Origin of the sequence: Bradyrhizobium lupini (genome assembly GCF_040939785.1) — a bacterium.
Classification (GTDB): Bacteria; Pseudomonadota; Alphaproteobacteria; order Rhizobiales; family Xanthobacteraceae; genus Bradyrhizobium; species Bradyrhizobium canariense_D.
This window is the reverse complement of sequence record NZ_CP162553.1, coordinates 7,756,807-7,777,961: the sequence shown is the minus strand read 5'-3', so window position 1 is coordinate 7,777,961 and position 21,155 is coordinate 7,756,807. Positions and strand designations below refer to the sequence as shown.

23 protein-coding genes and 1 tRNA gene are annotated in these 21,155 nt (G+C 63.4%); 6 read left to right on the top strand and 18 right to left on the bottom strand.

Annotation, left to right across the window (positions count from 1 at the left end; translation table 11 throughout):
• Positions 1-2: 2 nt before the first annotated feature.
• Positions 3-1,265: a D-alanyl-D-alanine carboxypeptidase family protein gene (locus AB3L03_RS37515; RefSeq protein ID WP_204511195.1), complete on the bottom strand. Its 1,263-nt coding sequence runs from the start codon at positions 1,263-1,265 to the stop codon at positions 3-5.
• Between the two features lie 151 nt (positions 1,266-1,416).
• Here AB3L03_RS37515 and AB3L03_RS37510 point away from each other — a divergent pair, with 151 nt between their 5' ends.
• Positions 1,417-2,373 carry an alpha/beta fold hydrolase gene (locus tag AB3L03_RS37510; protein ID WP_368508026.1) on the top strand — a complete coding sequence of 319 codons (957 nt, stop codon included), beginning with the start codon at positions 1,417-1,419 and terminating at the stop codon, positions 2,371-2,373.
• On the opposite strand, the gene AB3L03_RS37505 is transcribed toward AB3L03_RS37510, so the two are convergent.
• From AB3L03_RS37505 to AB3L03_RS37495, 3 genes are all read right to left on the bottom strand, one after another.
• Complete coding sequence (locus AB3L03_RS37505) at positions 2,367-3,302, bottom strand: septal ring lytic transglycosylase RlpA family protein (RefSeq protein WP_083926497.1); 936 nt, start codon at positions 3,300-3,302, stop codon at positions 2,367-2,369. The genes AB3L03_RS37510 and AB3L03_RS37505 overlap by 7 nt on opposite strands.
• A gap of 672 nt (positions 3,303-3,974) precedes the next feature.
• Entirely contained in the window at positions 3,975-4,289 is a 315-nt protein-coding gene (locus AB3L03_RS37500) for a hypothetical protein (RefSeq protein ID WP_204511198.1), read from the bottom strand.
• A gap of 41 nt (positions 4,290-4,330) precedes the next feature.
• Entirely contained in the window at positions 4,331-4,648 is a 318-nt protein-coding gene (locus tag AB3L03_RS37495) for a DUF1476 domain-containing protein (RefSeq protein ID WP_162847233.1), read from the bottom strand.
• 235 nt (positions 4,649-4,883) lie between these two features.
• Here AB3L03_RS37495 and AB3L03_RS37490 point away from each other — a divergent pair, with 235 nt between their 5' ends.
• Positions 4,884-5,108 carry a hypothetical protein gene (locus tag AB3L03_RS37490; protein ID WP_007610373.1) on the top strand — a complete coding sequence of 75 codons (225 nt, stop codon included), beginning with the start codon at positions 4,884-4,886 and terminating at the stop codon, positions 5,106-5,108.
• Positions 5,109-5,157: 49 nt separating this feature from the next.
• On the opposite strand, the gene AB3L03_RS37485 is transcribed toward AB3L03_RS37490, so the two are convergent.
• From AB3L03_RS37485 to AB3L03_RS37470, 4 genes are all read right to left on the bottom strand, one after another.
• Positions 5,158-5,349: a hypothetical protein gene (locus AB3L03_RS37485; protein WP_018457865.1), complete on the bottom strand. Its 192-nt coding sequence runs from the start codon at positions 5,347-5,349 to the stop codon at positions 5,158-5,160.
• Between the two features lie 129 nt (positions 5,350-5,478).
• Positions 5,479-6,174 (bottom strand): endonuclease/exonuclease/phosphatase family protein, encoded by a 696-nt coding sequence (locus AB3L03_RS37480; RefSeq protein WP_039800285.1) that lies wholly within the window; start codon positions 6,172-6,174, stop codon positions 5,479-5,481.
• On the bottom strand, positions 6,174-8,201 hold the full coding sequence (locus AB3L03_RS37475) for a VTT domain-containing protein (protein ID WP_085349854.1): 2,028 nt from the start codon (positions 8,199-8,201) through the stop codon (positions 6,174-6,176). The genes AB3L03_RS37480 and AB3L03_RS37475 overlap by 1 nt, the downstream gene beginning before the upstream one ends.
• A gap of 186 nt (positions 8,202-8,387) precedes the next feature.
• On the bottom strand, positions 8,388-8,684 hold the full coding sequence (locus tag AB3L03_RS37470; RefSeq protein WP_018457868.1) for a hypothetical protein: 297 nt from the start codon (positions 8,682-8,684) through the stop codon (positions 8,388-8,390).
• A 301-nt stretch (positions 8,685-8,985) separates the two neighbouring features.
• Between AB3L03_RS37470 and AB3L03_RS37465 the strand changes: the two genes are divergently transcribed.
• Positions 8,986-9,192: a hypothetical protein gene (locus AB3L03_RS37465; RefSeq protein ID WP_007591053.1), complete on the top strand. Its 207-nt coding sequence runs from the start codon at positions 8,986-8,988 to the stop codon at positions 9,190-9,192.
• A 41-nt stretch (positions 9,193-9,233) separates the two neighbouring features.
• Here AB3L03_RS37465 and AB3L03_RS37460 read toward each other — a convergent pair whose 3' ends face one another.
• Positions 9,234-9,977 carry a DUF2786 domain-containing protein gene (locus AB3L03_RS37460; RefSeq protein ID WP_368508025.1) on the bottom strand — a complete coding sequence of 248 codons (744 nt, stop codon included), beginning with the start codon at positions 9,975-9,977 and terminating at the stop codon, positions 9,234-9,236.
• 517 nt (positions 9,978-10,494) lie between these two features.
• On the opposite strand from AB3L03_RS37460, the gene AB3L03_RS37455 reads away from it, so the two are divergent.
• A complete protein-coding gene (locus tag AB3L03_RS37455) occupies positions 10,495-10,674 on the top strand; it encodes a hypothetical protein (protein WP_085385231.1) in 180 nt (59 codons plus the stop codon).
• Positions 10,675-10,688: 14 nt separating this feature from the next.
• A complete protein-coding gene (locus AB3L03_RS37450; RefSeq protein WP_018457872.1) occupies positions 10,689-10,937 on the top strand; it encodes a hypothetical protein in 249 nt (82 codons plus the stop codon).
• A 201-nt stretch (positions 10,938-11,138) separates the two neighbouring features.
• Here the strand turns inward: AB3L03_RS37450 and AB3L03_RS37445 are convergent, their stop codons facing one another.
• Both AB3L03_RS37445 and AB3L03_RS37440 read right to left on the bottom strand, forming a co-directional pair.
• Complete coding sequence (locus tag AB3L03_RS37445) at positions 11,139-11,303, bottom strand: hypothetical protein (RefSeq protein WP_198957648.1); 165 nt, start codon at positions 11,301-11,303, stop codon at positions 11,139-11,141.
• A 329-nt stretch (positions 11,304-11,632) separates the two neighbouring features.
• The gene (locus AB3L03_RS37440; protein WP_018457874.1) at positions 11,633-11,968 is read right to left on the bottom strand and encodes a hypothetical protein; all 336 of its coding nucleotides are present in this window, start codon (positions 11,966-11,968) and stop codon (positions 11,633-11,635) included.
• Between the two features lie 629 nt (positions 11,969-12,597).
• Between AB3L03_RS37440 and AB3L03_RS37435 the strand changes: the two genes are divergently transcribed.
• Positions 12,598-13,134 (top strand): hypothetical protein, encoded by a 537-nt coding sequence (locus AB3L03_RS37435; protein WP_247390698.1) that lies wholly within the window; start codon positions 12,598-12,600, stop codon positions 13,132-13,134.
• Positions 13,135-13,874: 740 nt separating this feature from the next.
• Here AB3L03_RS37435 and AB3L03_RS37430 read toward each other — a convergent pair.
• The 7 genes from AB3L03_RS37430 to AB3L03_RS37400 all read right to left on the bottom strand — a co-directional run bounded on the left by AB3L03_RS37430 (position 13,875) and on the right by AB3L03_RS37400 (position 21,090).
• A tRNA-Ser gene (locus AB3L03_RS37430) sits at positions 13,875-13,964 on the bottom strand.
• Between the two features lie 237 nt (positions 13,965-14,201).
• Positions 14,202-14,525, bottom strand: a complete 324-nt coding sequence (locus AB3L03_RS37425) for a hypothetical protein (RefSeq protein WP_085385228.1) — start codon at positions 14,523-14,525, stop codon at positions 14,202-14,204.
• Between the two features lie 238 nt (positions 14,526-14,763).
• Positions 14,764-16,614: a dihydroxy-acid dehydratase gene (ilvD, locus tag AB3L03_RS37420; RefSeq protein ID WP_204511243.1), complete on the bottom strand. Its 1,851-nt coding sequence runs from the start codon at positions 16,612-16,614 to the stop codon at positions 14,764-14,766.
• Positions 16,615-17,310: 696 nt separating this feature from the next.
• Positions 17,311-17,439 carry a hypothetical protein gene (locus AB3L03_RS37415; RefSeq protein ID WP_368508024.1) on the bottom strand — a complete coding sequence of 43 codons (129 nt, stop codon included), beginning with the start codon at positions 17,437-17,439 and terminating at the stop codon, positions 17,311-17,313.
• A 2-nt stretch (positions 17,440-17,441) separates the two neighbouring features.
• Positions 17,442-18,563 carry a DUF1236 domain-containing protein gene (locus AB3L03_RS37410; RefSeq protein WP_368508023.1) on the bottom strand — a complete coding sequence of 374 codons (1,122 nt, stop codon included), beginning with the start codon at positions 18,561-18,563 and terminating at the stop codon, positions 17,442-17,444.
• 92 nt (positions 18,564-18,655) lie between these two features.
• Positions 18,656-19,042, bottom strand: a complete 387-nt coding sequence (locus AB3L03_RS37405; RefSeq protein WP_204511245.1) for a GrlR family regulatory protein — start codon at positions 19,040-19,042, stop codon at positions 18,656-18,658.
• Between the two features lie 14 nt (positions 19,043-19,056).
• Positions 19,057-21,090, bottom strand: a complete 2,034-nt coding sequence (locus tag AB3L03_RS37400; RefSeq protein WP_368508022.1) for an NAD(+) synthase — start codon at positions 21,088-21,090, stop codon at positions 19,057-19,059.
• Between the last annotated feature and the right edge of the window lie 65 nt (positions 21,091-21,155).

Sequence of the window (21,155 nt, the reverse complement as noted above, 5' to 3'; positions counted from 1 at the left end):
GATCAGAGCTTCTCGGCGCCCGCACGGAACATGCCGATCACCAGCTCGCTGGCGCCGTCGATCGCGCGGCGCACGGTCGAGCCGGTGCCGATCGCGTCAGCGGCATAGACCGGCGTCTCCACTGCGATGTTGCCGCTGCGCCAGACCCTGACCAGCCCGACCTTCTGCCCGGCCTCGACCGGCGCGCGCACCGGGCCGTTATAGACGACGCGCGCGATCAGCTTGTCGCTGCCGTTCTTGTGCACCATCACCTTCACGGGCGTCTTGGCGACCAGTTTGACCGAGCGGCTCTCGCCGCCGAACACCTTGGCGTAGCCGACCGGCTGATCGGCCGCGATCAGGGTGCGGGTCTCGAAATTGCGAAAACCCCATTCAAGCATCTTCTTGGCTTCGGTCGCGCGATCGTCGGGGTCTTCCAGCCCGTTAATGACAACGATCAGCCGCGTGCCGTTCTGCACCGCCGAGCCGACCATGCCGTAGCCGCCTTCCTTGGTGTAGCCGGTCTTCAGACCGTCGGCGCCTTCCATCGAATTGAGCAGCGGATTGCGGTTGGGCTGGCGGATCTTGTTCCAGGTGTATTCCTTCTCGCCGAACAGTTTGTAGAATTCGGGGAAGTCGAGAATGATGTGCCGGGCGAGAATGCCGAGCTCGCGCACCGTCATCTTGTTGGCGGGGTCCGGCAGGCCGTTGGAATTGCCGAAGGTCGATTTCGTGAGGCCAAGCTCGCGAGCTCGCTTGGTCATGAAGTCGGCGGCGAAAATCCGCTCGCTGCCCGCCATGGCCTCGGCCAGCGCAATGCAGGCGTCGTTGCCGCTCTGGATGATCGCCCCGTGCAGGAGATCGTCGACCGTGACCTTGCTGTTGATGGCGGCGAACATGGTCGAGCCGCCGGAGGGTGCGCCGCCCTTGCGCCAGGCGTTCTCGCTGATCCGGTATTCGTCGGTCAGCTTGATGTCGCCCTTCTTGATGGCGTTGAAGACGACCTCGGCGGTCATCAGCTTCATCATGCTCGAGGGCGCGCGGAGCTCGTCGGCGTTCTTCTCGAACAGCACACTGCCGCTGGAGGCCTCGATCAGGATCGCGGTCGGGGCGTCGCCGTCGAAGCCGGAATCATCTGTTTTCTTGGCGCCCTGGACGCTCTGGTTGGCGGCGTAGAGCGCCCCGCTCCAGCCAATGGCCGCCACCAGAGCCGTCGCGATCAGCCCGCGCGCCAGCGCTCCGGCGGTAAACCGGGTGCGCCTAAACGAGGAAAGATGAAATTCCATGGCCAAGCCCTGAGAGCGGCGTTCTAACAGTTGGAGCCGGTGCAAACAACACGGGGTGGCCGCTTGTCCCGAGATTGCACGATTCTCGTCCCGCCCCTATCGTGGCACCTCAGATTTTCTGACCAAACCCCTGAAACAAGGCGGAAAAGCGATGTCATCCACCCGCGTGATCAAGGCCAACGGGATCGACCTGTTCATCCGCGAAGCCGGTCAGGGGCCGCTGGTGGTGCTGTGCCACGGCTGGCCGGAACTCTCCTACTCCTGGCGCCACCAGATCCCGGCGCTGGCGCAGGCCGGGTTTCGCGTCGTCGCCCCCGACATGCGCGGCTATGGCCAGAGCTCAGCGCCGCCCGAGGCGACGGCCTATTCGATCTTCGACACGGTCGGCGATATCGTCGGCCTCGTGCAGGCGCTTGGCGAGAGCAAGGCCATGGTGGTCGGCCACGACTGGGGTGCACCGGTGGCTTGGCACGCGGCGCTGTTCCGGCCCGACATCTTCACGGCGGTCGCCGGGCTAAGCGTGCCGCCGCCGTTCCGCGGCCGCGGCAAGCCGCTCGATCTCCTGCGCCAGGGCGGCATCACCAATTTCTATTGGCAGTACTTCCAGGCGCCGGGCGTTGCCGAAGCCGAATTCCAGCGTGACGTCGCGCGCACCATGCGCATCGTGCTCGGCGGGCGCGGCCTTGCCGATCCCTCCGCGGCCATGTTCGTGCTGGAGGGCAAGGGATTCCTCGGCCACGGCAACCCGGAGGAGCCTCTGCCGGCCTGGCTCACCGAGACTGACCTTGCCTATTTCACCGAAACCTTCCGCAAGTCCGGCTTCCGCGGCGGGCTGAACTGGTATCGCAACCTCGATTGCAATTGGGAGCTGACGGCGCCCTGGCAGGACGCGCAAATCCATCAGCCGTCGCTCTTCATTGCCGGTTCGAAAGACGCCGTCATCACCGGCCTGATCGGAGCCAAGCGCGTCAACGAACTCGAGCGCGTGCTGCCCAATCTGAAGCGAAAGCTGATCATCGAGGGCGCCGGCCATTGGGTCCAGCAGGAGCGGCCCGACGAGGTGAATGCGGCGCTGATGAGTTTCCTGAAGGAAAGCGCGGCTCAGTAGAGGCCGCGGCCGCTCAGGATGCCGCGGGCCTCGGCAGCGCCGTCCGAGGCGTAGGCGCCGGACGGAGCGCTCTCGGTCGCATAGCGGCCGTCCCCGTCATAGGACACGGCGCGCGCGTTCTGGAGCGCCCGGCCCCGGTTGCGGCTCGAGGCCGACATTTCCGAGGTCGCACTGAGTGAAGCCATGTCGGCGGAGGTGTTGCCGAGATTGTAGGGCCGTCCCTCCGGCGTCGGAACTTCGCCGCGCATGGCGCCGCGGTTCGACGATGGCAGCTCCGGCACGAAGGGTCTCGCGGAGGCGACCCGGACCATCGACGGCGATGGCGCCGGGGTCCCGGTGCGCAAGGTGGCCATCAGCTGGCGGTCGTCGGAGCCTTCCAGCGGCGCCCGGCCAACATACTCGACACGGACCTTGGCGATCCCATTGCCTTTGAATTCAAGCAGTTCGGCGGCCTTGTTCGAGACGTCGATGAGCCGGTTGCCGTGATAGGGCCCGCGGTCATTGACGCGGACGATCAGCGACTTGCCGTTCGAGACGTTGGTGACCCGCGCATAGGACGGCATCGGCAGGGTCGGATGCGCCGCGGTCAGCGAGCCCATGTCGAACACCTCGCCATTGGCGGTCAGGCGGCCGTGGAAATCGTCGCCGTACCAGGACGCCATGCCCTCGGCGCGGTAGTTGACGTCCTCTTCGGGCACATAGGTCCGGCCACCCACCACATAGGGCTTGCCGACGCGATAGGCGCCGCCGCCCTTCGGGACCGGATCGCCCAAAGCCACGACCCGGGGGCTCGAGGACACGCCGTATTTCGGATCGACCCGGCTGGCGAATTTGTTGGAGGAGGCGCAATTGGCGAGCGCAAGGCAGGTCGCGGCCATCGCAGCAGCGCGCGCGGCCCGCAAAACCGAATCTGACCGTCGGATCCCCATTCGCCCCAAATACCACTTTGCCGGAGGCGTACCTAACCCGCTTTGGCTACGGATAGCGCTGTCCGGTCCTTTGCTCCGAGGCGGCCCACCACCGCGTCGGAAGTGGTAACGATAACGCAACCCGAACACGGCGGAAATGGGGAGCGCACGGCGTTCACGCCGGGATGGTAAACAGGGGGTATGCGCTCGCCCCGTTGAACTACGGAGCGCCGGTGCCCTGCTCTGTGCCACGCCTGGACATTCTGTTGCGCCAAATCCTCACTCCACCCCCATTGTCGCGCCGCTCACTGGAATTCTTTTGACTGTGCAAGGCCGCCCGCGTTTTCTCGCGTGCAGGGCGGAATGGAATGAGACGATGATCGAGACGGTTTCGGCACTGATGGGTTTGGTAAGCGCGGGGATCTTCCTGGCCCATGCGTTTGAAGGTTACCGCACGAGGGCCTGAGGCACTCGCGCGGACGGCAAGCATCACCCTTTCAAGACGGCGCGTTCGGACATTTTTAATCGATCCGATCGAGCATCGCAGACGAGAGCGGCAGGTGTCCCATGCGCAACCATGACCTCGTATCCGATGGCTTCCTGGCATTGACCGCCGGTGGTCTGGTCCTGCTGTGCTCCAGCCTCGTGGCATTGGCCTTCGCCTGAGCACCCAGCACTTCCCGAACAATACGCTTACCGCAGTCCAAGCAGCGAACGCCGATAGAGACTGTCACGGGCTTCGCTCAGGCAGACGAAGCTGCCGTCAAAACCCTGGCCGTACCGCTTCTGGCCTTTGCCGTAATAGACACCTTTGCTGAAATCGAGCCAGACAACCCGGTCGTGCGGGCAGTGACGCTGCGCCTGCGCCTCGTAGCGAAATGGCGTCAGCGGCGTGGCCGATACCTCAGCGCCGCAGCAGCCGACCAGGATCGTAGCAGCGAGTGCGATCGCGCTGGCCCATTTGCGGAAGCTGCTCCAAGATACTCCGCAAGATATTCCGCAAGACACCACCCGCCTCCCGATCCCAGCCGTCGAGGGCCGGCCTGCTTTCACTTGTCCGCTTCGAGTTGCTGCAACGCCTGGTGCATGCATTCCTGAAGCCTGGCTGCGACCTGTTCGCGCGCGACGCCTTTGGCGGCAAGATCGCCTGCCACCTTGTCGAGGATCTCGTCCATCGAGTGGTTCTCCAGATGGTCCGTCACCAACGCCGTCGCATAGCCGGCCGCGGCATCGCCGCTGAGGCCGAGCTGGGTTGCGGCCCAGAGCCCGAGCAGCTTGTTGGACCGGGCCGTGGCCTTGAACATGAGCTCCTCGTCGTGGACGAATTTGGCCTCAAAGCCCTGCTCGCGCTTGTCGAACGTGGTCATGGTCAGCTCCATTTCGTTTTTCGCTGATCGGGATCGGACTGGCTGGAAGCGAACGTCTCCGTGGTTCAAATCAGGGTCGTTGGAAGCTTCCGGCGGAAGCCAAACGCCGTCAAGCCCGCTGGGCGTGCCCAAGGCACCCACCAGCTCTACGCCAGCCAACCCGGCTAGGCAGAGATGTTTACTGTTCATTAAGCAGACTCAGCGCCGCATGGCCGGGGACATCGAGAGCTGACGCATGAACAAAGAACTGCGGGAGTTTCGACGGCTTGAACGGGTCTGCCTGGAGCAGGCAGCCCTCTCCACCATGGACCTCGCGCGAAGCGGGTTGCTCAAGGTCGCTGACGATTGTCGCGTCGCAGCGGAAGCGATCGAGGCGCAATCGCCTCGCAGACCTTTCGCAAGTGCCGTTCAGGCGCTGAAGCAGGCGTTGAGCGTGACCCGCATCCCTCACCGGCACTGAGACCGGCGCTCGCGGGCAAGGACATCCTTGACGGGGCGACCGCGTACGGTCAGCCCTTCGCCTCCGTCTGTTCACGTGCCAACCGTTCGGCCCTCAGCCGTTCCTTGTTGGCATAAAACGCCTTCTGCGCAGCTTCATGATCGCGCATGGCTTTTTCGGCTTCGACACGGCGCGTCGCATCGCGCGCCTGCCGCTGCTCGGGAGTCAAGGGCTTGCGCCGGTAGGAAATGTCTTCCGTCATGGCCAGATAATGCTGAGGTGAGGAAAGAGTTCCTCGTGGTCCCGCTGAGCGGCACTACGGGCCGACTGCATAATGTGCGAAAACAACCCCATGCACAGTAGCCAAGTCCTTCTGCAGACAGCACTTTTTTTATCGCACTTTCGATGCGTTTGACCCCGCAGGGATCTCGATGTCTGCAATAACAGGCAAATGGTCTGAATAGGCCCTCGCGCCTTCGTCGGTCCAAACCTTCCCGATCGGGCTGTCGGACGTCGCATAGATCCGGTCAAGCCGCAGCAGGGGCAAATGCGACGGGAAAGTTCGCAGCCGCGTACGGTTTGGGCAGACCTGCGCGAGCACGCGCCGCACCGATTTGATCCAGAACCAGTCGTTGAAATCCCCGAGGACGACGGTCCTTCCAGGTTTCACCAGGCTCACCAGCGCCTGAGCCTGCGCGTGGCGCTCGTGGATGCTCAGGCCGAGATGCGTGGCCACCACGCGAACATCGCCAACCGGTGTCAGCAGTCCCGCGGCGATCGCTCGGCGCGGCTCCCGCTCACGATACGACACGTCGACGATCTCGGGCGGGCCGGAGAATGGAAAGCGGCTCAGGAGCGTCTGGCCGTAGTCGCCATCGGCCGTGACGATCGACTTGGCGTGAACACCGTGATCGCCGACGACGCTCGCCAGCTTCGCAAACGGATCGTCCGATCGCGATCGCGAATCCACCTCCTGAAGCGCGACGACATCGGGAGCCCATTTGCGAATGATGGAACAGATCCCTTCCAGATCGAACTTCGGATTGAGATTGAAGGTGCCATGCACATTCCACGTCATGAAGCGCATCAGCGCCTCCCGGCGAGCCACGTCGCGACGAATTGCGCGCCGGCGCAGATCGCGAGCCAGCCCAGGAACGCCAGTGCGAGCAGCAACATGTTGACCCAGGACGCGTTCCTGGCGAGATCAGCGATCTGAGCCCCCAAAACTGCCATGGCGAGAATGCCGGGCGTCATGCCGAGCAGCGTTCCGACCAGGAAGTCACGCAGAGGCAGCGTGCTCGCGCCAGCCACGACATTCACCACTGAGAACGGCGCGATCGGGATCATCCGGATGACGACGACAGCCAGAATGCCCTTGCCGACAACACGTTCCTGGATGCGCGCGGTACGTCGTCCGAGCAAACGCTGGAGGCGTTCGCGCCCGAGTGCCCGTCCGATCGCAAACAGGATAAAGGCGCTGAGCACGACCCCCGTCATGGCGGTGACGAAGCCTAGCCATGGTCCCAGTGCGGCAGCAGTCGCCGCAATGAGCACGAGAACCGGAAACACGACCAACCCGCCGACGACGAAAGCTGCAATCGCGAATGGCGGACCCCAGACGGACTGCGAATAGGCAGACAGAAGCGTCGACATCCGGCCCGCGTCGGCGAAATCGCTCAACGACGTGTAGGACCAGGCCATCGCCAGTCCAAAAAGCGCCACGGCGATCGAGACCATCCCGATGATCGTCTTCGTGCTCCACATCCGCGATGCCGCCCGCTCCAGATGAAGAGGCGCCTCAGGGTCCGCCACCGGCTGAACCATCGTGGCCAGAGCGCTGGTCAGGACCGAGGATTCAACGTCCCGCAGCGCCTTCGTCCCGCTTGCGACGTCGTCCAGGAGCGCAAAAAGACGATCTTCGTTTTGCGCGACGGTCTGTTCATCGAGACCGCAGAAATGGGCGATCAGGCGACGGCGGACCGAGGCGATGAACTCCCGATGCTCATCTGATGCGGCTTCGAAGATCAGGTCACATTCGCTATCGGCACCCATCGATCGATTGTTCAAATTGGCCGAACCGATCCTCAAGATCCGATCGTCGACGATCATGAGCTTGCTGTGCACCATCACGGCCGCTTCCGTATCCCCGTTCCCCGAGACCGGGTAGACGAAGCGGATGCGATCGGCGACGCCGGCCGAACTGAAGCAATCGATGAAAGCGCCCCGGCCGTTCTGCATCGCTTGGGATTCCAGCCATGAGGAGTGCAGTTTTGGGGTGACGATCAGAACCCGAAGCGAAGGCACGCGCAGCATCTGCTCCGCCAATTCGCGCGCGATCTTGGTGGCGCTGGTGAACTGGTTCTCGATGTACACGAATTTCGTCGCGGACCGCATCGCTGCAATCAGCGAGCGTTCGACCTCCCGGAGCGTCGAACCTGCCGGACAAACCACCTCGGTCCTGGCGATACCCACCGGAATATGTTCAGCCTCGACCGGCACAATCGCCGGCCAGCGCAAGCTTTTCAGCGGGCGCCGATCATCAATCTGTTGGCCCGCCGCGCGCCAGCGTTGCTCCACGAGGTCGAACAACTGCGCCGCCGCATCCCCATCGACCACGCATTGAACGTCATGAAACGGCAGGTATGGCTTGCCCTGGGGATCACAGCGCGATGCGTGATCGGCGCGATGATCACTCGTGTCCCAACGCCTGATCGTCAGATCGAGCCCGCCGACGAACGCCAGTGAACCATCGACACAGACGATCTTCTGGTGTTGGGCCGACCCAAAGGGAAGCGTGGCATCCAGGTGAAACCGGACGCGGCCATCTGTGTCGGCGGTAAATTTGGCCGCGGAATTCCATTCCCTCTCGGAGGCGTAGAACGAGACGAAGTCCCAGACGAGAATGTTGATGTGCAAGGTGGGACGGCGGTGGACCAGCGCGCGCAAGAATGGGCCGAGTTGCTCCGGCAAGCCATCATCCGCTCGCCCGGACTCGCCGACCAGCCTGGTCTCACTATGGATATCCCACCCGACGATATAGACGAGGTCCTGCGCCTGCAGCAGGGTCTGCCGCAGGGCCGCGAAATAAGCGGCAGCATCGTTCAGAACCGCCACACGCCGCGCCTCGCACCGCCGCCAGACGGTGTCGCCGGGGATCAGGGTCGATGAGCTCTGAAGCAGGGAGACCTCGCAATCTGCGTTCGCGTTGAAACGCACTGACCGCGCAAGGGGTTCCCCGACTCAGAACCAGAGTGGCCGTTCAGCGTGCGCGGATTCCGGCGCCACAGTCGCCCATTGCCGCTACTTGGTTCGGACAGTCTTCGCACCTGCGCCTTTCAAGGCGTCCGCGATCTTCTCAGGCGCATCGCCGTGAAAATCCACGGAGACCTCGATCCGGCCTTCCAGCTTCTGGTGTCCCTCCGGCGCAGGCGCGGCCTTGGCGTCAGGACCGGCCGGGCGTGTCCCCGACGTGTTCGCGCCACCGACGGGCTGGACGAAGACGTCGCTTCGCGGCACGCCGCATTCCTGCACGACATGCTCAACCGCAAGCTCGGCGCCGCGGCGCGTGTCGAATTCTCCGATGATCGTACTTTCCAAGGGCGCCCTCCATGGCTGGACGAGAGTGCCAACAACGGGTCAGCGAGGGCCAGGTTCCTGAACCCGCGGGCGGTTAGAACCGAACGATCCCGAACAGAACAAGCAGCGCGAGAGTGATCAACCCGGAGACCAGCAGCGAGCCGAGACATCCCAGCCGGTTCGAGAAAAACATACCTCGCCCATCCCATAGCTTCGTGACGAGCTAAGTTCTCCCATTCGACAGCGTTCCTGGAGGCGCTTTGGGGCGCGCGAACGAGGACCAATCCAAGAACCAATCGTTTCGCGGGACGTTGAGTCCGCGATGTCAGACGCTTTTGATTATTTCCGAGCGCACGCGGTCCGAGCCCTTTGCAAGGCCCGGGCGATGCCGCGCGGACGAATGAAACATCTGCAAACCGTCGTGGCCCGGATCTACCACCTGCTGACCAAGGAGGCCGCGTACGGGCCGAACCTGCAGCATATGGACGACTTCCGGGCAGCCCAGAAGCTCGAGAAGTCCATCGACTGAACTGCAATGACGGTGACGCTGCACGCCCTCCCCCGACGCGCTCAGCTCCCTTTGGGAGCGGTCCTTGACTGCGACCCTGCAAGCCCGGGATTGATGGCCAGCGACGCGCCGGCGGCGCCGCCGGCTTCATAGGCCGTCATCGACACCATCCGGCTGCTGCTGCGCTGGGTCCGCATCTTCAGGTCGAGCTTGTCGAACTCCGCATCGACCACCGACGTCTTGAGAACCACCAGCCCGCGGCCGGTGCTTTCGTTGATCTGATCGCGACTGGCCTTGATCGCCACCAGCCTGTCCGCGATGGACGCCACCATCCCGAGCGCGAAGGAGGCATTGGCCAGATGCCGCTCCTGGTGCCGGAACCTGCTGTAGTCGACCGAGGTCTTGAAGCGGCCGAGCTCGGCGCGGACGGCGCCGTCGATCAATTCGGCCAGATAATACGCGACCTCGATGTCCGCGCCGAGGCCGAAGAACACATAGCTGCTCTCGCCGGCCGTGTTCTTCTCGCGCCAGACCCGACAATCGCAGAAACGAGCGATCGCCCCGATGCAGTCGTCCAGGGGAATTCGCTTCTTGCGAAAAGTCTCGTAGACCTTCCGCTCGCACGGCGACGCCCGCAGTTCGACGTCGGACAGCGACAAATCGTGGCGATCCAGCAGTTCGGCGACCTTGGCGGCCGCAGACAGCGCCTCGTCCTCGGTGCAGCCATTGGCGATGGTCTTGGAACGCAACGCCTGAATGCGGAGCTTCAGCTTGTCGAGTGCAGCTGGATTGGATGTCTGATTCACCGATCACCTGTCCGGGTAAACCCGACGGATAGAACCCGGTCGGATAGACCGGCGGAAGGGGTCTCTTGTCAACTGTATTGATCTTCGACTTTTTTCGAACGGACCTCACTCCTTCTACGTGCGGTGCACGACCTCGCGGCACTGACCATAGAATGCAGAGACGAGGCTTCACTACAATCGCGCTCTCGCTCGATTTCCACCGCAACTGACAAATCACTGTCGGGAGCAGACCACCACAAGCCGAACGGGGTTGCGTGAGCGCCTTGGCTTTGGCGGCGGCGTCGTGTTCACAGTATTTCGAGCTTGCAGCCAGCCGGCTTTGATCCCTGCGCTTGTTGAGGTTAGCCGCAGCAGAGTGGTGGATTGAAGGACGCACTGATCAAGGCCGTCGATCGGTTTTGTGCCGCGACACATAGGGACTGGACCCGCTGTTAAGGTTTAGCGGTCAGGTTAACCCCAGCGAACGTTTGGCTGAGAGCGTCGAACTCGATATGACCTCGAATAGAGGAATATTCGAATGTCCAATAGAACCGCATTTCAAACTGCAGATGCAGACGAGCCCCACAACTTTTTTGATCTCGTCATTCCCCTCACCTTCAGCGCTGTAGCCCTCCTGGCCACAGCTGTTTCGCTGGAGGCGATTGGGTTCATCGCTTGGCAGCCATCCACCTTTCTGGTTGCCTATATCTTTGACTGACGCGATTGGCTGGCATGAGCGAATTCGAAGGCCTCTCTGACCACTTCATTCTGCGGATGCACGAGTTCATTCGCCAAGAGGTTCAAGCAGATAGGCTAGCCGGCGCGCGTTTTGTCGGATTGCCAGCGAGGCTGCGCGCGGAAGCTCTTGCACGGGAAATCGAGCGACGCGGCTTGTTCTGCACGGCAATTGACTGGCCTCAGCATCTTGAGCCTGGAGCGGACAAATACGCACTGACCATTGGACACCGGAAGACGATCTAAAACTCATCGTGCTCACGGCGCGACGCGTCCCGATGACCGGATTGCTCGCCTGCCAGACCGCAATCGCAAATGTCGATCCGCGATCGATTGCGACTCCTGCGGACCTGCATCGTGAACAAGAGAATGCCAAAGCTCCCGCGTAGCGGCCTCGGTCTAACCAGTCCCCGGCCCTTCCGACCCCGGGGCCGTCTGTCCATCAGCCTACCGCCGCGTTGCGCCTCGCGCAGCTAACTCCCGATCCAGATCTTTCAAGCGCTCAAGCAGGTTCTCGACGATCTCCATGCAATCGGAAGGTCCCAACGATTGCACGCCGCGCGCCGCTAGCTCGCGCTCCAACATGGCGGCTATAATGATTTGAATGCTCACGAATTCTCCGCCGACTTCGCCTCCGAGACGGTACGGCTCAACTTAGAAATGGGTTTCGCTAAAGCGAAAGGCCGCAGGGTGGTTCCAGCCCCCACTGCGGCCATCCCGGGCAAATTAGAAACTGGTACTTAAATCTCGCCGGTGTTCTCACAGTAGAACACCGTGTTCCGAAAAAGGATTCCGTACGACTACCGGAATTCGGGGTGGCCCGGATTGTCACTCGGGTGTGGAAATGGCACCGCTTCCTTACTAGGGCCCATGCTCATTGCGGATGAGAGCGCCGGGAGCGACGCTGGGCTGGTACGTAGACTTCCCAGATTCGGAGGTCGCTACCGCCACAGCCGGCGCGTGACGTTGAACAACGCCGCAAGCGGGACGCCTACCAACACACCCAGCATGCCGTACGATGTGACCAGCAGCGCAGCGCTAAGCGGCCCTGCGCTTGTCGCAAATCCGTAAGCTGCGCCTAAGCCTCCCAGCGTCACGGCAAAGACGACCATGTTGCGGTCGTTGCGCGCCTCGATGTTATAGACCGGGGGCCTTTTGCGGTGAAGAACGGGAGGACCGAACGGCACCTTCGAGCCGCAATTTGGACAGGCCGACGCACTCGGTGAAACCGGGTGGTCACAGTCGTGGCAATCGATCAGCTTTTTGGTCTGTCCCATGCCGCAAATCGTAGCGGCGGAGCGGCCAGTCCACAAGTTCGGCAGCTACTCCCAGCACACCGTCCTGCATGACCACAGCAGGGCCGCTCTGATCCTCCAGCATTCTCCGCGCTTGACGGCTTGAAAACCTGCGCGCCGCGCGGAAGGTTGACCAGCTCGGGACCTTTCTCGCCCACCATGGCGAGTACACCCGGGGCCGAACTGGTGCCGCTTGCGAACATGGGAATGGAGAGGCCGCCCGCTCCGGCGCCGAGAGCGGCACCAGACCACGTGGGCACGCTGCTGGAGCCCGCGCTGCCACCAAACCCAAGCAACGAACCCAACCGTTTTAGATCAAGCGCTTCTTCGAAACAGAAAGACGGATTGGGCACTATTGGACTAGGAGGTGGCGGAAGGGGTGCCCGCTCAACCTCGCTGAATCGCTCGTCTTTTCCACCTGCGCCGAGAACAATCTACGGTCCTATCCACGGTTAGTCTCGCAACCTCACGGCCGAAGTTTTCGGCCATCTTAAGCAGCGCGCCGGCCTCGCCTGTCACCCTGCTCTCCTCCACCAGGTCGCGGCACAGTCGCTCCATTGCCGGGAGTTCGTCGGTGTCGTGCTGATCTCGCCCCATGCGGGCGATCAATCATGAACGTATTCGTCGGCGCAGCAGCAGCCTCCGTAGCCAGCATGCCTCTAGAAGCGCTGGCCTCGTCGCTTCCAGCCAGCGTGCCAAAGCTTGCCTTCGATGGCTCCCAATGCGGCGACGCAATGCGCGAGGCCTATTACAAGCTCGATGAAGCGAACGAGGCCTTGAAGCTGACGGCTGCGGACTTCCAAAGGGTATGGAAGGCTTGCGGCGAATGGCAAAAAGCCAATCCGCAGCCGGGCGCCCACCGCGCTCACAAGAAGTATTGCCGGCGCTACGATAAGCACATGGACGAGATCAACTATGATGCGGTCTTCGATGCGCATCAGAAGGCGCGCGACGCCTTCAAGGCCGCACAACTTGCCTTGGCGAACGTCAAGGTCCGCGACCTTGCCGAATTGTGCCTCAAAGCTTGCATGATCTATGTCTTTGAGGACGTCAGGCAGCCGCACCTACGCCATGTCGATCCGGTGATTTCAGTTTCCGTCGCGATGGATCTGGCCGCAATGGCTGCCCCGACGAAGGGCGAAGCCTGAGCCTCCAGGCCCGCCGGTTCACGGCGGGCCCGTTGTTCTCCGGGCGAGAACAGATTGCGCTAATAATAAATCTTCGTTTGTTCCTTGCGCGTGTATTTATAAGCGGAACACGTAGAAGTACGTTGCCTTAGTTGGCGGCCGTATGCGCCGGTTCACGCTGGCGGGCCTTTGCGAACCCATCGTTACGTTGGCTTTCGCAAGCTCGTGGAGCTCAGCCATTGCTGAATATGCAGCGCGTTCTCACTGAGCTGCGAGGCCTTCAAAAGAGCTTCCCGCTTTGGCCCCGGAGGCGTTGCTTCGGCCCGGGTTCGAGCGGCGCTCGCCATTTGAGTTAGGCGTTCAGTGAGAGAAGGGATGAGCTTGACCATAGATGGCTCCGCGTATTTGGCGGGAGCACGTGGCTCTCAGTCACCGATATATGCCGTGATGGGCCGGTGATGGAATTACTAGGCGCCGGTTCCGCAAGAATAGATAGTCAATTCGCCGTAGGTTCTCGGCCCTTCAGAGGACCCCTGTTGCCTCACCTGGCGGCCCTTCGCGCCGCCTCAACATGGCGGGGCTTTCCTGTAGTTGCCGGCGATCTCCAGCAGCGCCGCGCGCTCTACCGGATCGTCAGTCTGGGCCGCCAACGTGCGGCAGATTGACTCAATGTCGGGCTCGCGATAGCGCGCGCTGATTGTACGTTCGATTGTGCGCTGGAGCCAATCTACAAGTCTAAGTAGCTGATTTTGCTGGTGTTTTGGCGGAAGGGGTGGGATTCGAACCCACGGTACCCTTGCGGGCACGCCGGTTTTCAAGACCGGTGCCTTAAACCACTCGGCCACCCTTCCAAGTTCGGAATTGCTGTCGCTTAACGCAGTCGACGGCGCATGGCAACGCGAAGTTGGCGCCCGCCCCTTCCCCGGCATCGGATCTGTCAGGCGAGCGTCAGCCTGTTCCCTTACCCTATGCCCTCTCGGCGGTCCCGGACACTGGCGACATCTCCCAGGGCGTCGCCGGTTGCGAGGCCCGGCTTGGAGTCGCCTCCGTTGGGAGCGCCGCTTGAATTCTTCGTAAGCTAGCTTGGCTCAGTACCCGCAGGAGGCACAGTTCATCTGCACCGGGGCGTAATAGGAATAGCCCGGCTGGACCATCTCGACGCGCTGGCGCGTGGCGTATTGCGGCGGGATGCGCTCGTACTGGACGCTCGGCGGCGCCACCATCACGGTCTGCGGCACCATCACGGTGCGGTACTGCGCCGGTGCGCGGTGCGCCACGACGGAGCCGGGCGACACCATCACGGTCTCGTCGACGGTGCGGTATTGCGGCTGCACGTATTGCTGCTGGTAGCAGGTCGTGCACGGCGGCGGCGTGTAGCAATTGTAGCAGCCGGCGGAAGCCGCGCCGGTCATTGAAATCGCAGCGACGACTGTTGAGAAAACGACAGCGAGAGTGCGAGACATTATTGTGGTGCCCCAATTGCCCGAAACGGATTTGCGAAGATCGATGGCAGTATACGCCGCAAAATTCTGAGCTGCCGAAGTTCATCGGGGCATCCTTAATGCAAACGGCCGGCTTGCGCCGGCCGTTCAGAACTTGTTGACCATGCGCGATGCGTGATGCTTGCGATCACACCCGCACGTGACGCACTTACTTCGAGCGCCGCTTCACCTCGCGCACCGCGCCGCGCGCGGCGCTGGTGGTGAGCGCGGCGTAGGCCTGAAGCGCGGTCGAGACGTTGCGCTTGCGGCCGATCGCCTGCCATGCGGCATCGCCCTTCGCCTCTTCCACGGCGCGGCGCCTGGCGAGCTCCTCGTCGAAGACCTCCAGCGTGATGCTGCGGTTCGGGATGTCGATGGCGATGCGATCGCCGGTCCTGACCAGACCGATGTTGCCGCCTTCGGCCGCTTCCGGCGACAGATGGCCGATCGACAGGCCCGACGAGCCGCCCGAGAAGCGTCCGTCGGTGACGAGCGCGCAGGCTTTGCCGAGGCCCATCGATTTCAGATAGCTGGTCGGATACAGCATCTCCTGCATGCCGGGACCGCCGCGCGGGCCTTCATAGATGATCACCACGACCTCGCCGGCAACGACCTTGCCGCCCAGAATGCCTTCCACGGCGGCGTCCTGGCTTTCGAATACGCGGGCGGGGCCGGAGAATTTCAGGATCGAGGCGTCGACGCCGGCGGTCTTCACAATGCAGCCGTCCTGCGCGAGATTGCCGTAGAGCACGGCGAGGCCGCCGTCCTTGCTGAAGGCGTGCTCGAGGTTGCGGACCACGCCCTTCTCGCGGTCGGTATCGAGCTCGTCGTAGCGGCGCTCCTGGCTGAAGGCGACCTGGGTCGGGATGCCGCCGGGCGACGCCCGGAAGAAGGTGCGGACAGACTCGCTCCTGGAGCGCTTGATGTCCCAGCGCTCCAGCGCGTCGCTCATGGTCGGCGCGTGCACGGTCGAGACCGACGTGTCGATCAGGCCGGCGCGGTCGAGCTCGCCCAGGATGCCCATGATGCCGCCGGCACGATGCACGTCCTCGACATGCACGTCGGCAACCGACGGCGCGACCTTGCAAAGGACAGGCACGCGGCGCGACAGCCGGTCGATATCCTGCATGGTGAACTTGACCTCGCCTTCATGGGCGGCGGCGAGCAGATGCAGCACCGTGTTGGTCGAACCGCCCATCGCGATGTCGAGCGTCATCGCGTTCTCGAACGCCTTGAAGTTCGCGACATTGCGCGGCAGCACGCTAGCGTCGTCCTGCTCGTAGTGGCGGCGCACGATATCGACGATGGTGTGGCCGGCCTCGACGAACAAGCGTTTGCGATCGGCGTGGGTTGCGACCACCGTGCCGTTGCCGGGGAGCGCAAGGCCAAGGGCTTCAGTGAGGCAGTTCATCGAATTGGCCGTGAACATGCCCGAGCACGAGCCGCAGGTCGGGCACGCCGAGCGCTCGATCACCTTGACGTCCTCGTCGCTGACCTTGGAGTCGGCGGCTGCGACCATGGCATCGATCAGGTCGACCGCCTTGGTCTTGCCCTGCAGCGTGACCTTGCCGGCCTCCATCGGTCCGCCCGAGACGAACACGGCGGGGATGTTGAGCCGCAGCGCCGCCATCAGCATGCCGGGGGTGATCTTGTCGCAGTTCGAAATGCAGACCATGCCGTCGGCGCAATGGGCATTGACCATGTACTCGACGCTGTCGGCGATCAGCTCGCGCGACGGCAGGCTGTAGAGCATGCCGTCATGGCCCATGGCGATGCCGTCGTCGACCGCGATGGTGTTGAACTCCTTCGCCACGCCGCCGGCCTGCTCGATCTCGCGGGCGACGAGCTGGCCGAGGTCCTTGAGATGGACGTGGCCGGGCACGAACTGGGTGAAGGAATTGACCACCGCGATGATCGGCTTGCCGAAATCGCCGTCCTTCATGCCGGTCGCGCGCCAGAGGCCGCGGGCGCCCGCCATGTTGCGGCCGTGGGTGGTGGTGCGGGAGCGATAGGCTGGCATGGCGGTTTCCGTCCTCGGGTTTGGCTGGCCGGGCGCGGCAAAATTTCGAAGCCGCCTCAGGCCTTTCCGGCCGGATAGCGCACGGGGGGAACGCGCGCAACGGGAACTTGGGCCGGACAGGGCTCCCCTGCTCCCGGCGCGTGGGCACCGGCGGATCTGCGCCGTCATGCCCGGGCTTGTCCCGGGCATCCACGTTCTTGATGCGGAAAGGTCGTGGATGGCCGGGACAAGCCCGGCCATGACGGAATTATTGCAGTTCGGGATCGAGCCGGTCGGCGATCACGGAGACCGGCAGCGTGGTCACGACGATGGTGGTCGCCGGTGCCGGCATGATGAGGGCCACATGCGCTCGCGCGCTTGCATTGGTTTCAGGCAACCGCGCGTGCAGGCGCATGCGCCGCGAAAATTCAAGCGCGATGAAATCCGTAGTGATCCGGAATGGAATCCTATTCCGATGTCGCGTACATCGCGGTACATCGATCGGCGGCCTTCCAAGGGCATCACCCTCTGATCGCGCACCACGGGGTTGGGGGACCACATGGGGCGGGGGGATCAAAGGCTGGGGCAAGGTTACGAGGTCCGGACTCCTAGGCACTCCGGACCTCGGGACTTTCTAGTTTGAACGTGATTTCGCGCCGCCGGTTTGATCAGCCGTGCGGCGCGAAGTCGTTTTGGCGTCGTTATGCCGACACGGCGCTAGCGTGTCTGCGGCTCGATCGTCACCGTGCAGTCGCCCTGCCCTTGCGTCGCGACCACGATGTTGCCCGCGGGAGCGCCGAGGGCGATCGGCGCGGATGAGCCGCCGCCGGGCATCTGGACAGTCACGCTCAGGAGTCCGTTCGCGCGGTCGAGCCCACGGTCGAGGGTTCTGCCTGGGCCACATTACCCGAGGCGTCACGCCGCATGATCTGGCAGTTCACATTGCTGCCCCCGGCGGCCGCCATGCTCGATGAGGTGCCGCCGCTCATCTGGGCGCGGGCTCGTGAGGGATCGCGGGGCACCTGGCTGACGATGCGATGCGTCCGCGGCTCCACAATGACGACGTCGTCGCCCGTCGAAAAATATTCGTAGTCCCGATACTCGGGCTCGATCGCGACGATCTCGGGCGGAAGCCTGTGGAGGCGCACGCGCGAGGGAATGGTTTCACCGACCCGGATCGAGATGTTCAGATTACGCTCCGGCTCCGCCAGGCGTGCGCGGCTCACCGTTTCGGAGATCCGCACCTGCTTCTCGGACGTCACCTGGGTCTGCTGATTGGCCTGCGTGTTGGTCTGGGGCGTCTGATTGGCTTGATTGGTCTGCGTGCCTGAAGTGGCAGGCGCGGTCTGCGCATTGTTGGTCGGGGCCGTCCGGTTCGTGTCGGTCGCTGTGGCCGGTCGGTTGTTCTGTTGCGCCGGCTGCTGCTGCTCGGCCGCGTTGCGCGGCGGCTGGGTCTGGTTGCGCTCGTTCTGGTTGGCCGCAGCTCCCGTGCGCTCGTTCTGCTGGCCAGACGTGCCGGACTTGGACTTCTCGGACTCGGCCGTTGATTTCTGCGGCGCGGACTTGTCCTGCTTCGTCTCGGCGCTGTTCTTGCCGTCGCGTCCCGGTTTCGGGCTCTCCGCCTCACGGTTGCGATCGCGCGAAGGCTCACGAGATTCCTGGGCCTGATCCTTCGACTTCGGCTGGCTGCGCTCGGCAGAACTGGCCGGCTGGCGCTTGTCGTCACTCGCGTCCTGCTTGGCAGCGCCGCCCTTCTCCTCGCGGCCCGCACCCTGCAATCGCTCCTGGGCGCCCTGCGCGCGCTCTTGAACCCGTTCTTGGGCGCCGCCGCGTTGCGGCCCGGCACCTTTCGCCGGCTCCTCGGTCCGTCTCGGCTCGTCCCTTCGCTCACCGGGCGCCTGGGCGTAGGCGAAGCCGGAAGCAAGCATCAGTCCGATAGCCGCGGTCGATAACATCAAGTGCTTGCGCATGGTCCCTCTCCTGGAAAATTCGCAACGACAGACGCGAACGTTCTGTGGGTGCGAAGGTTCCTGATCAGGAACGAGGGCTGATCACGCGGGTCTCACATCGGGTCCTTCAGCGTGAGCCGCGCCGTGAATGTCACGCTGGTCTTGCCAACCAGCGCCATGCCTTCGACTTCGGCGCCGTCGGCGGAATAGTCGCCGGAAAAGCCGCAGGTCACTTCCCTGCCGCCGAACGCGAGCGGCTTGCCGACGGCCTCGGTGTGCTGATTGACGGTCATGTCGCCGCGCCATTTCCCGTTCCGGAAGGTGTAGCTGCCGGTGTAGTAGAAATAGCTGTCGCCGCCCATGATGCGGCCATCGCAGAGCACGACGACGCCTTTGGCCTGGCCGCGCTTGCCGTCGCGCATCTCGATCTCAAAGATGTAGAGGCCGTTGAGGACCTTCTGTGGGTTGCCGCCCTGCTCGGGCCCATCGCCGGCCGACATCGCTCATCTCCCGTTCAAACCGGCACATTCCGCTCGAGATCTTCAAGCCACGCCGCAGCGCTCGAATCCGACGGCGCACGCCAGTCGCCGCGCGGCGACAACGAGCCGCCGGCCGAAACCTTGGGTCCGTTCGGCATCGCCGAGCGCTTGAACTGGCTGAAAGCGAAGAAGCGGCGCAAGAACACCTCCAGCCAGCGGCGTATTTCCTTGAGATCGTAGGCCTTGCGCTTGTCGGTCGGAAATGCCGGCGGCCACTCGCCCTGGGCAACGTCTTTCCAGGCCTGCAGCGCCATAAAGGCGATCTTGGACGGCCGCATGCCGAACCGCAGCGTGTAGAACAGGTTGAAATCCTGGAGCTCGTAGGGGCCGACCGAAGCTTCCGTGCTCTGCGGCTTCTCGCCCGGCTCAGCCGGAACCAGCTCCGGCGAGATTTCGGCCGACAGGATCGATCCAAGCGTTTGGTTGACGTCGTCGCTGAACTGCTTGGAAGCAATCACCCAGCGGATCAGATGCTGGATCAGCGTCTTCGGCACTCCGGCATTGACGTTATAGTGCGCCATCTGATCGCCGACGCCGTAGGTGCACCAGCCCAGTGCGAGCTCGGAAAGATCGCCGGTGCCGATCACGAGGCCACCATGATGGTTGGCGAGCCGGAACAGATAGTCCGTGCGCAGACCCGCCTGCACATTCTCGAATGTGACGTCGTAGACCTTCTCGCCCTTGCCGAAGGGATGGCCGATGTCCTTCAACATCTGCGTCGCCGTGGTGCGAATGTCGAGCTCCTGCCAACTCGTCTGCAACGCCTTCATCAGCGCCAGCGCATTGGTCTTGCTGTCGCTGCCGGTGGCAAAGCCCGGCATGGTGTAGGCGAGAATGTTTTCGCGCGGCAGGCCGAGCAAATCGACGGCCTTGGCGGCGACGATCAAAGCATGGGTGGAATCGAGTCCGCCCGAGACGCCGATAACGACGCGCTTGGTACCGGTCGCATGCATGCGCTGGACGAGGCCCGCGACCTGAATGTTGTAGGCCTCATAGCAGTCCTGCTCGAGCAGGCTCTCGTCGCTCGGCACGAACGGAAAGCGCTCGACCTTGCGCAGGAAGCCGATATCGGCGGCCGGCGCCTTCAGGGCGAAGCCGACTTTTCGGAAGAAGGCTTCGCGCTGCCGGCGATTGTCGTCGAACGTACCCATCAGCGCGCGTTCCTGCCTGAGCAGGTCGAGATCGACGTCGGCCAGCGTGATCTGGCCGCTCTGGCGGAACCGCTCGCCCTCGGCCAGCAGCACGCCGTTCTCGTAGATCGAGGTCTGGCCGTCCCAGGCCAAATCCGTGGTCGATTCTCCTGCCCCGGCCGCGGAATAGACGTAAGCCGCGAGGCAGCGGGCCGACGTCGATTGGCACAAGAGCGCGCGCGAGCGGGCGCGGCCGATCGTGATCGGGCTGCCCGAGAGATTGATCAGCACGCTCGCGCCCGCAAGCGCGAGCTCGGAGGCCGGCGTTACCGGGATCCACATGTCCTCGCAGATCTCGACGCCGATGGTCAGGCCCGGAACGTCCTCGGCTGCGAACAGGAGGTCGACGCCGAACGGGGCATGCAGCCCGCCAAAGGCGACCATCTCTCCGACGATGCCGGCGCCGGAGGCGAAATGCCGCCCCTCGTAGAATTCGCGATAGGTCGGCAGGTAGCTCTTGGGCACCACGCCGAGGATCTTGCCGCGATGGATGACGACCGCGCAATTGTAGATCCGATTGCCAAAGCGCAGCGGCGCGCCAACGATCAGGACGGTCATCAGGGACGAGGATGCCTCGACGATGGCCACAAGCCCGCGCTCGACCGCATCGAGCAGCGGATCCTGCTTCACGAGATCTTCGATTGCATAGCCGGACAGGCAGAGCTCGGGGAACACGGCAACCGCCACCGACTGCGCGTGGCAGTCCTTCGCCGCCGCCAGAACCGCAGCTGCGTTGGCCGTGGGATCAGCCACATGAGAGGTGGTGACGCAGGCCGCCACGCGCGCAAATCCGTGGGCATAGATCGAGTGGAAACTCATCGAGCACAGTCCCTTTGTCTCGTCGCGACCGGCCTCCGCCGGCTCTGGACTCCATTTAACCCATC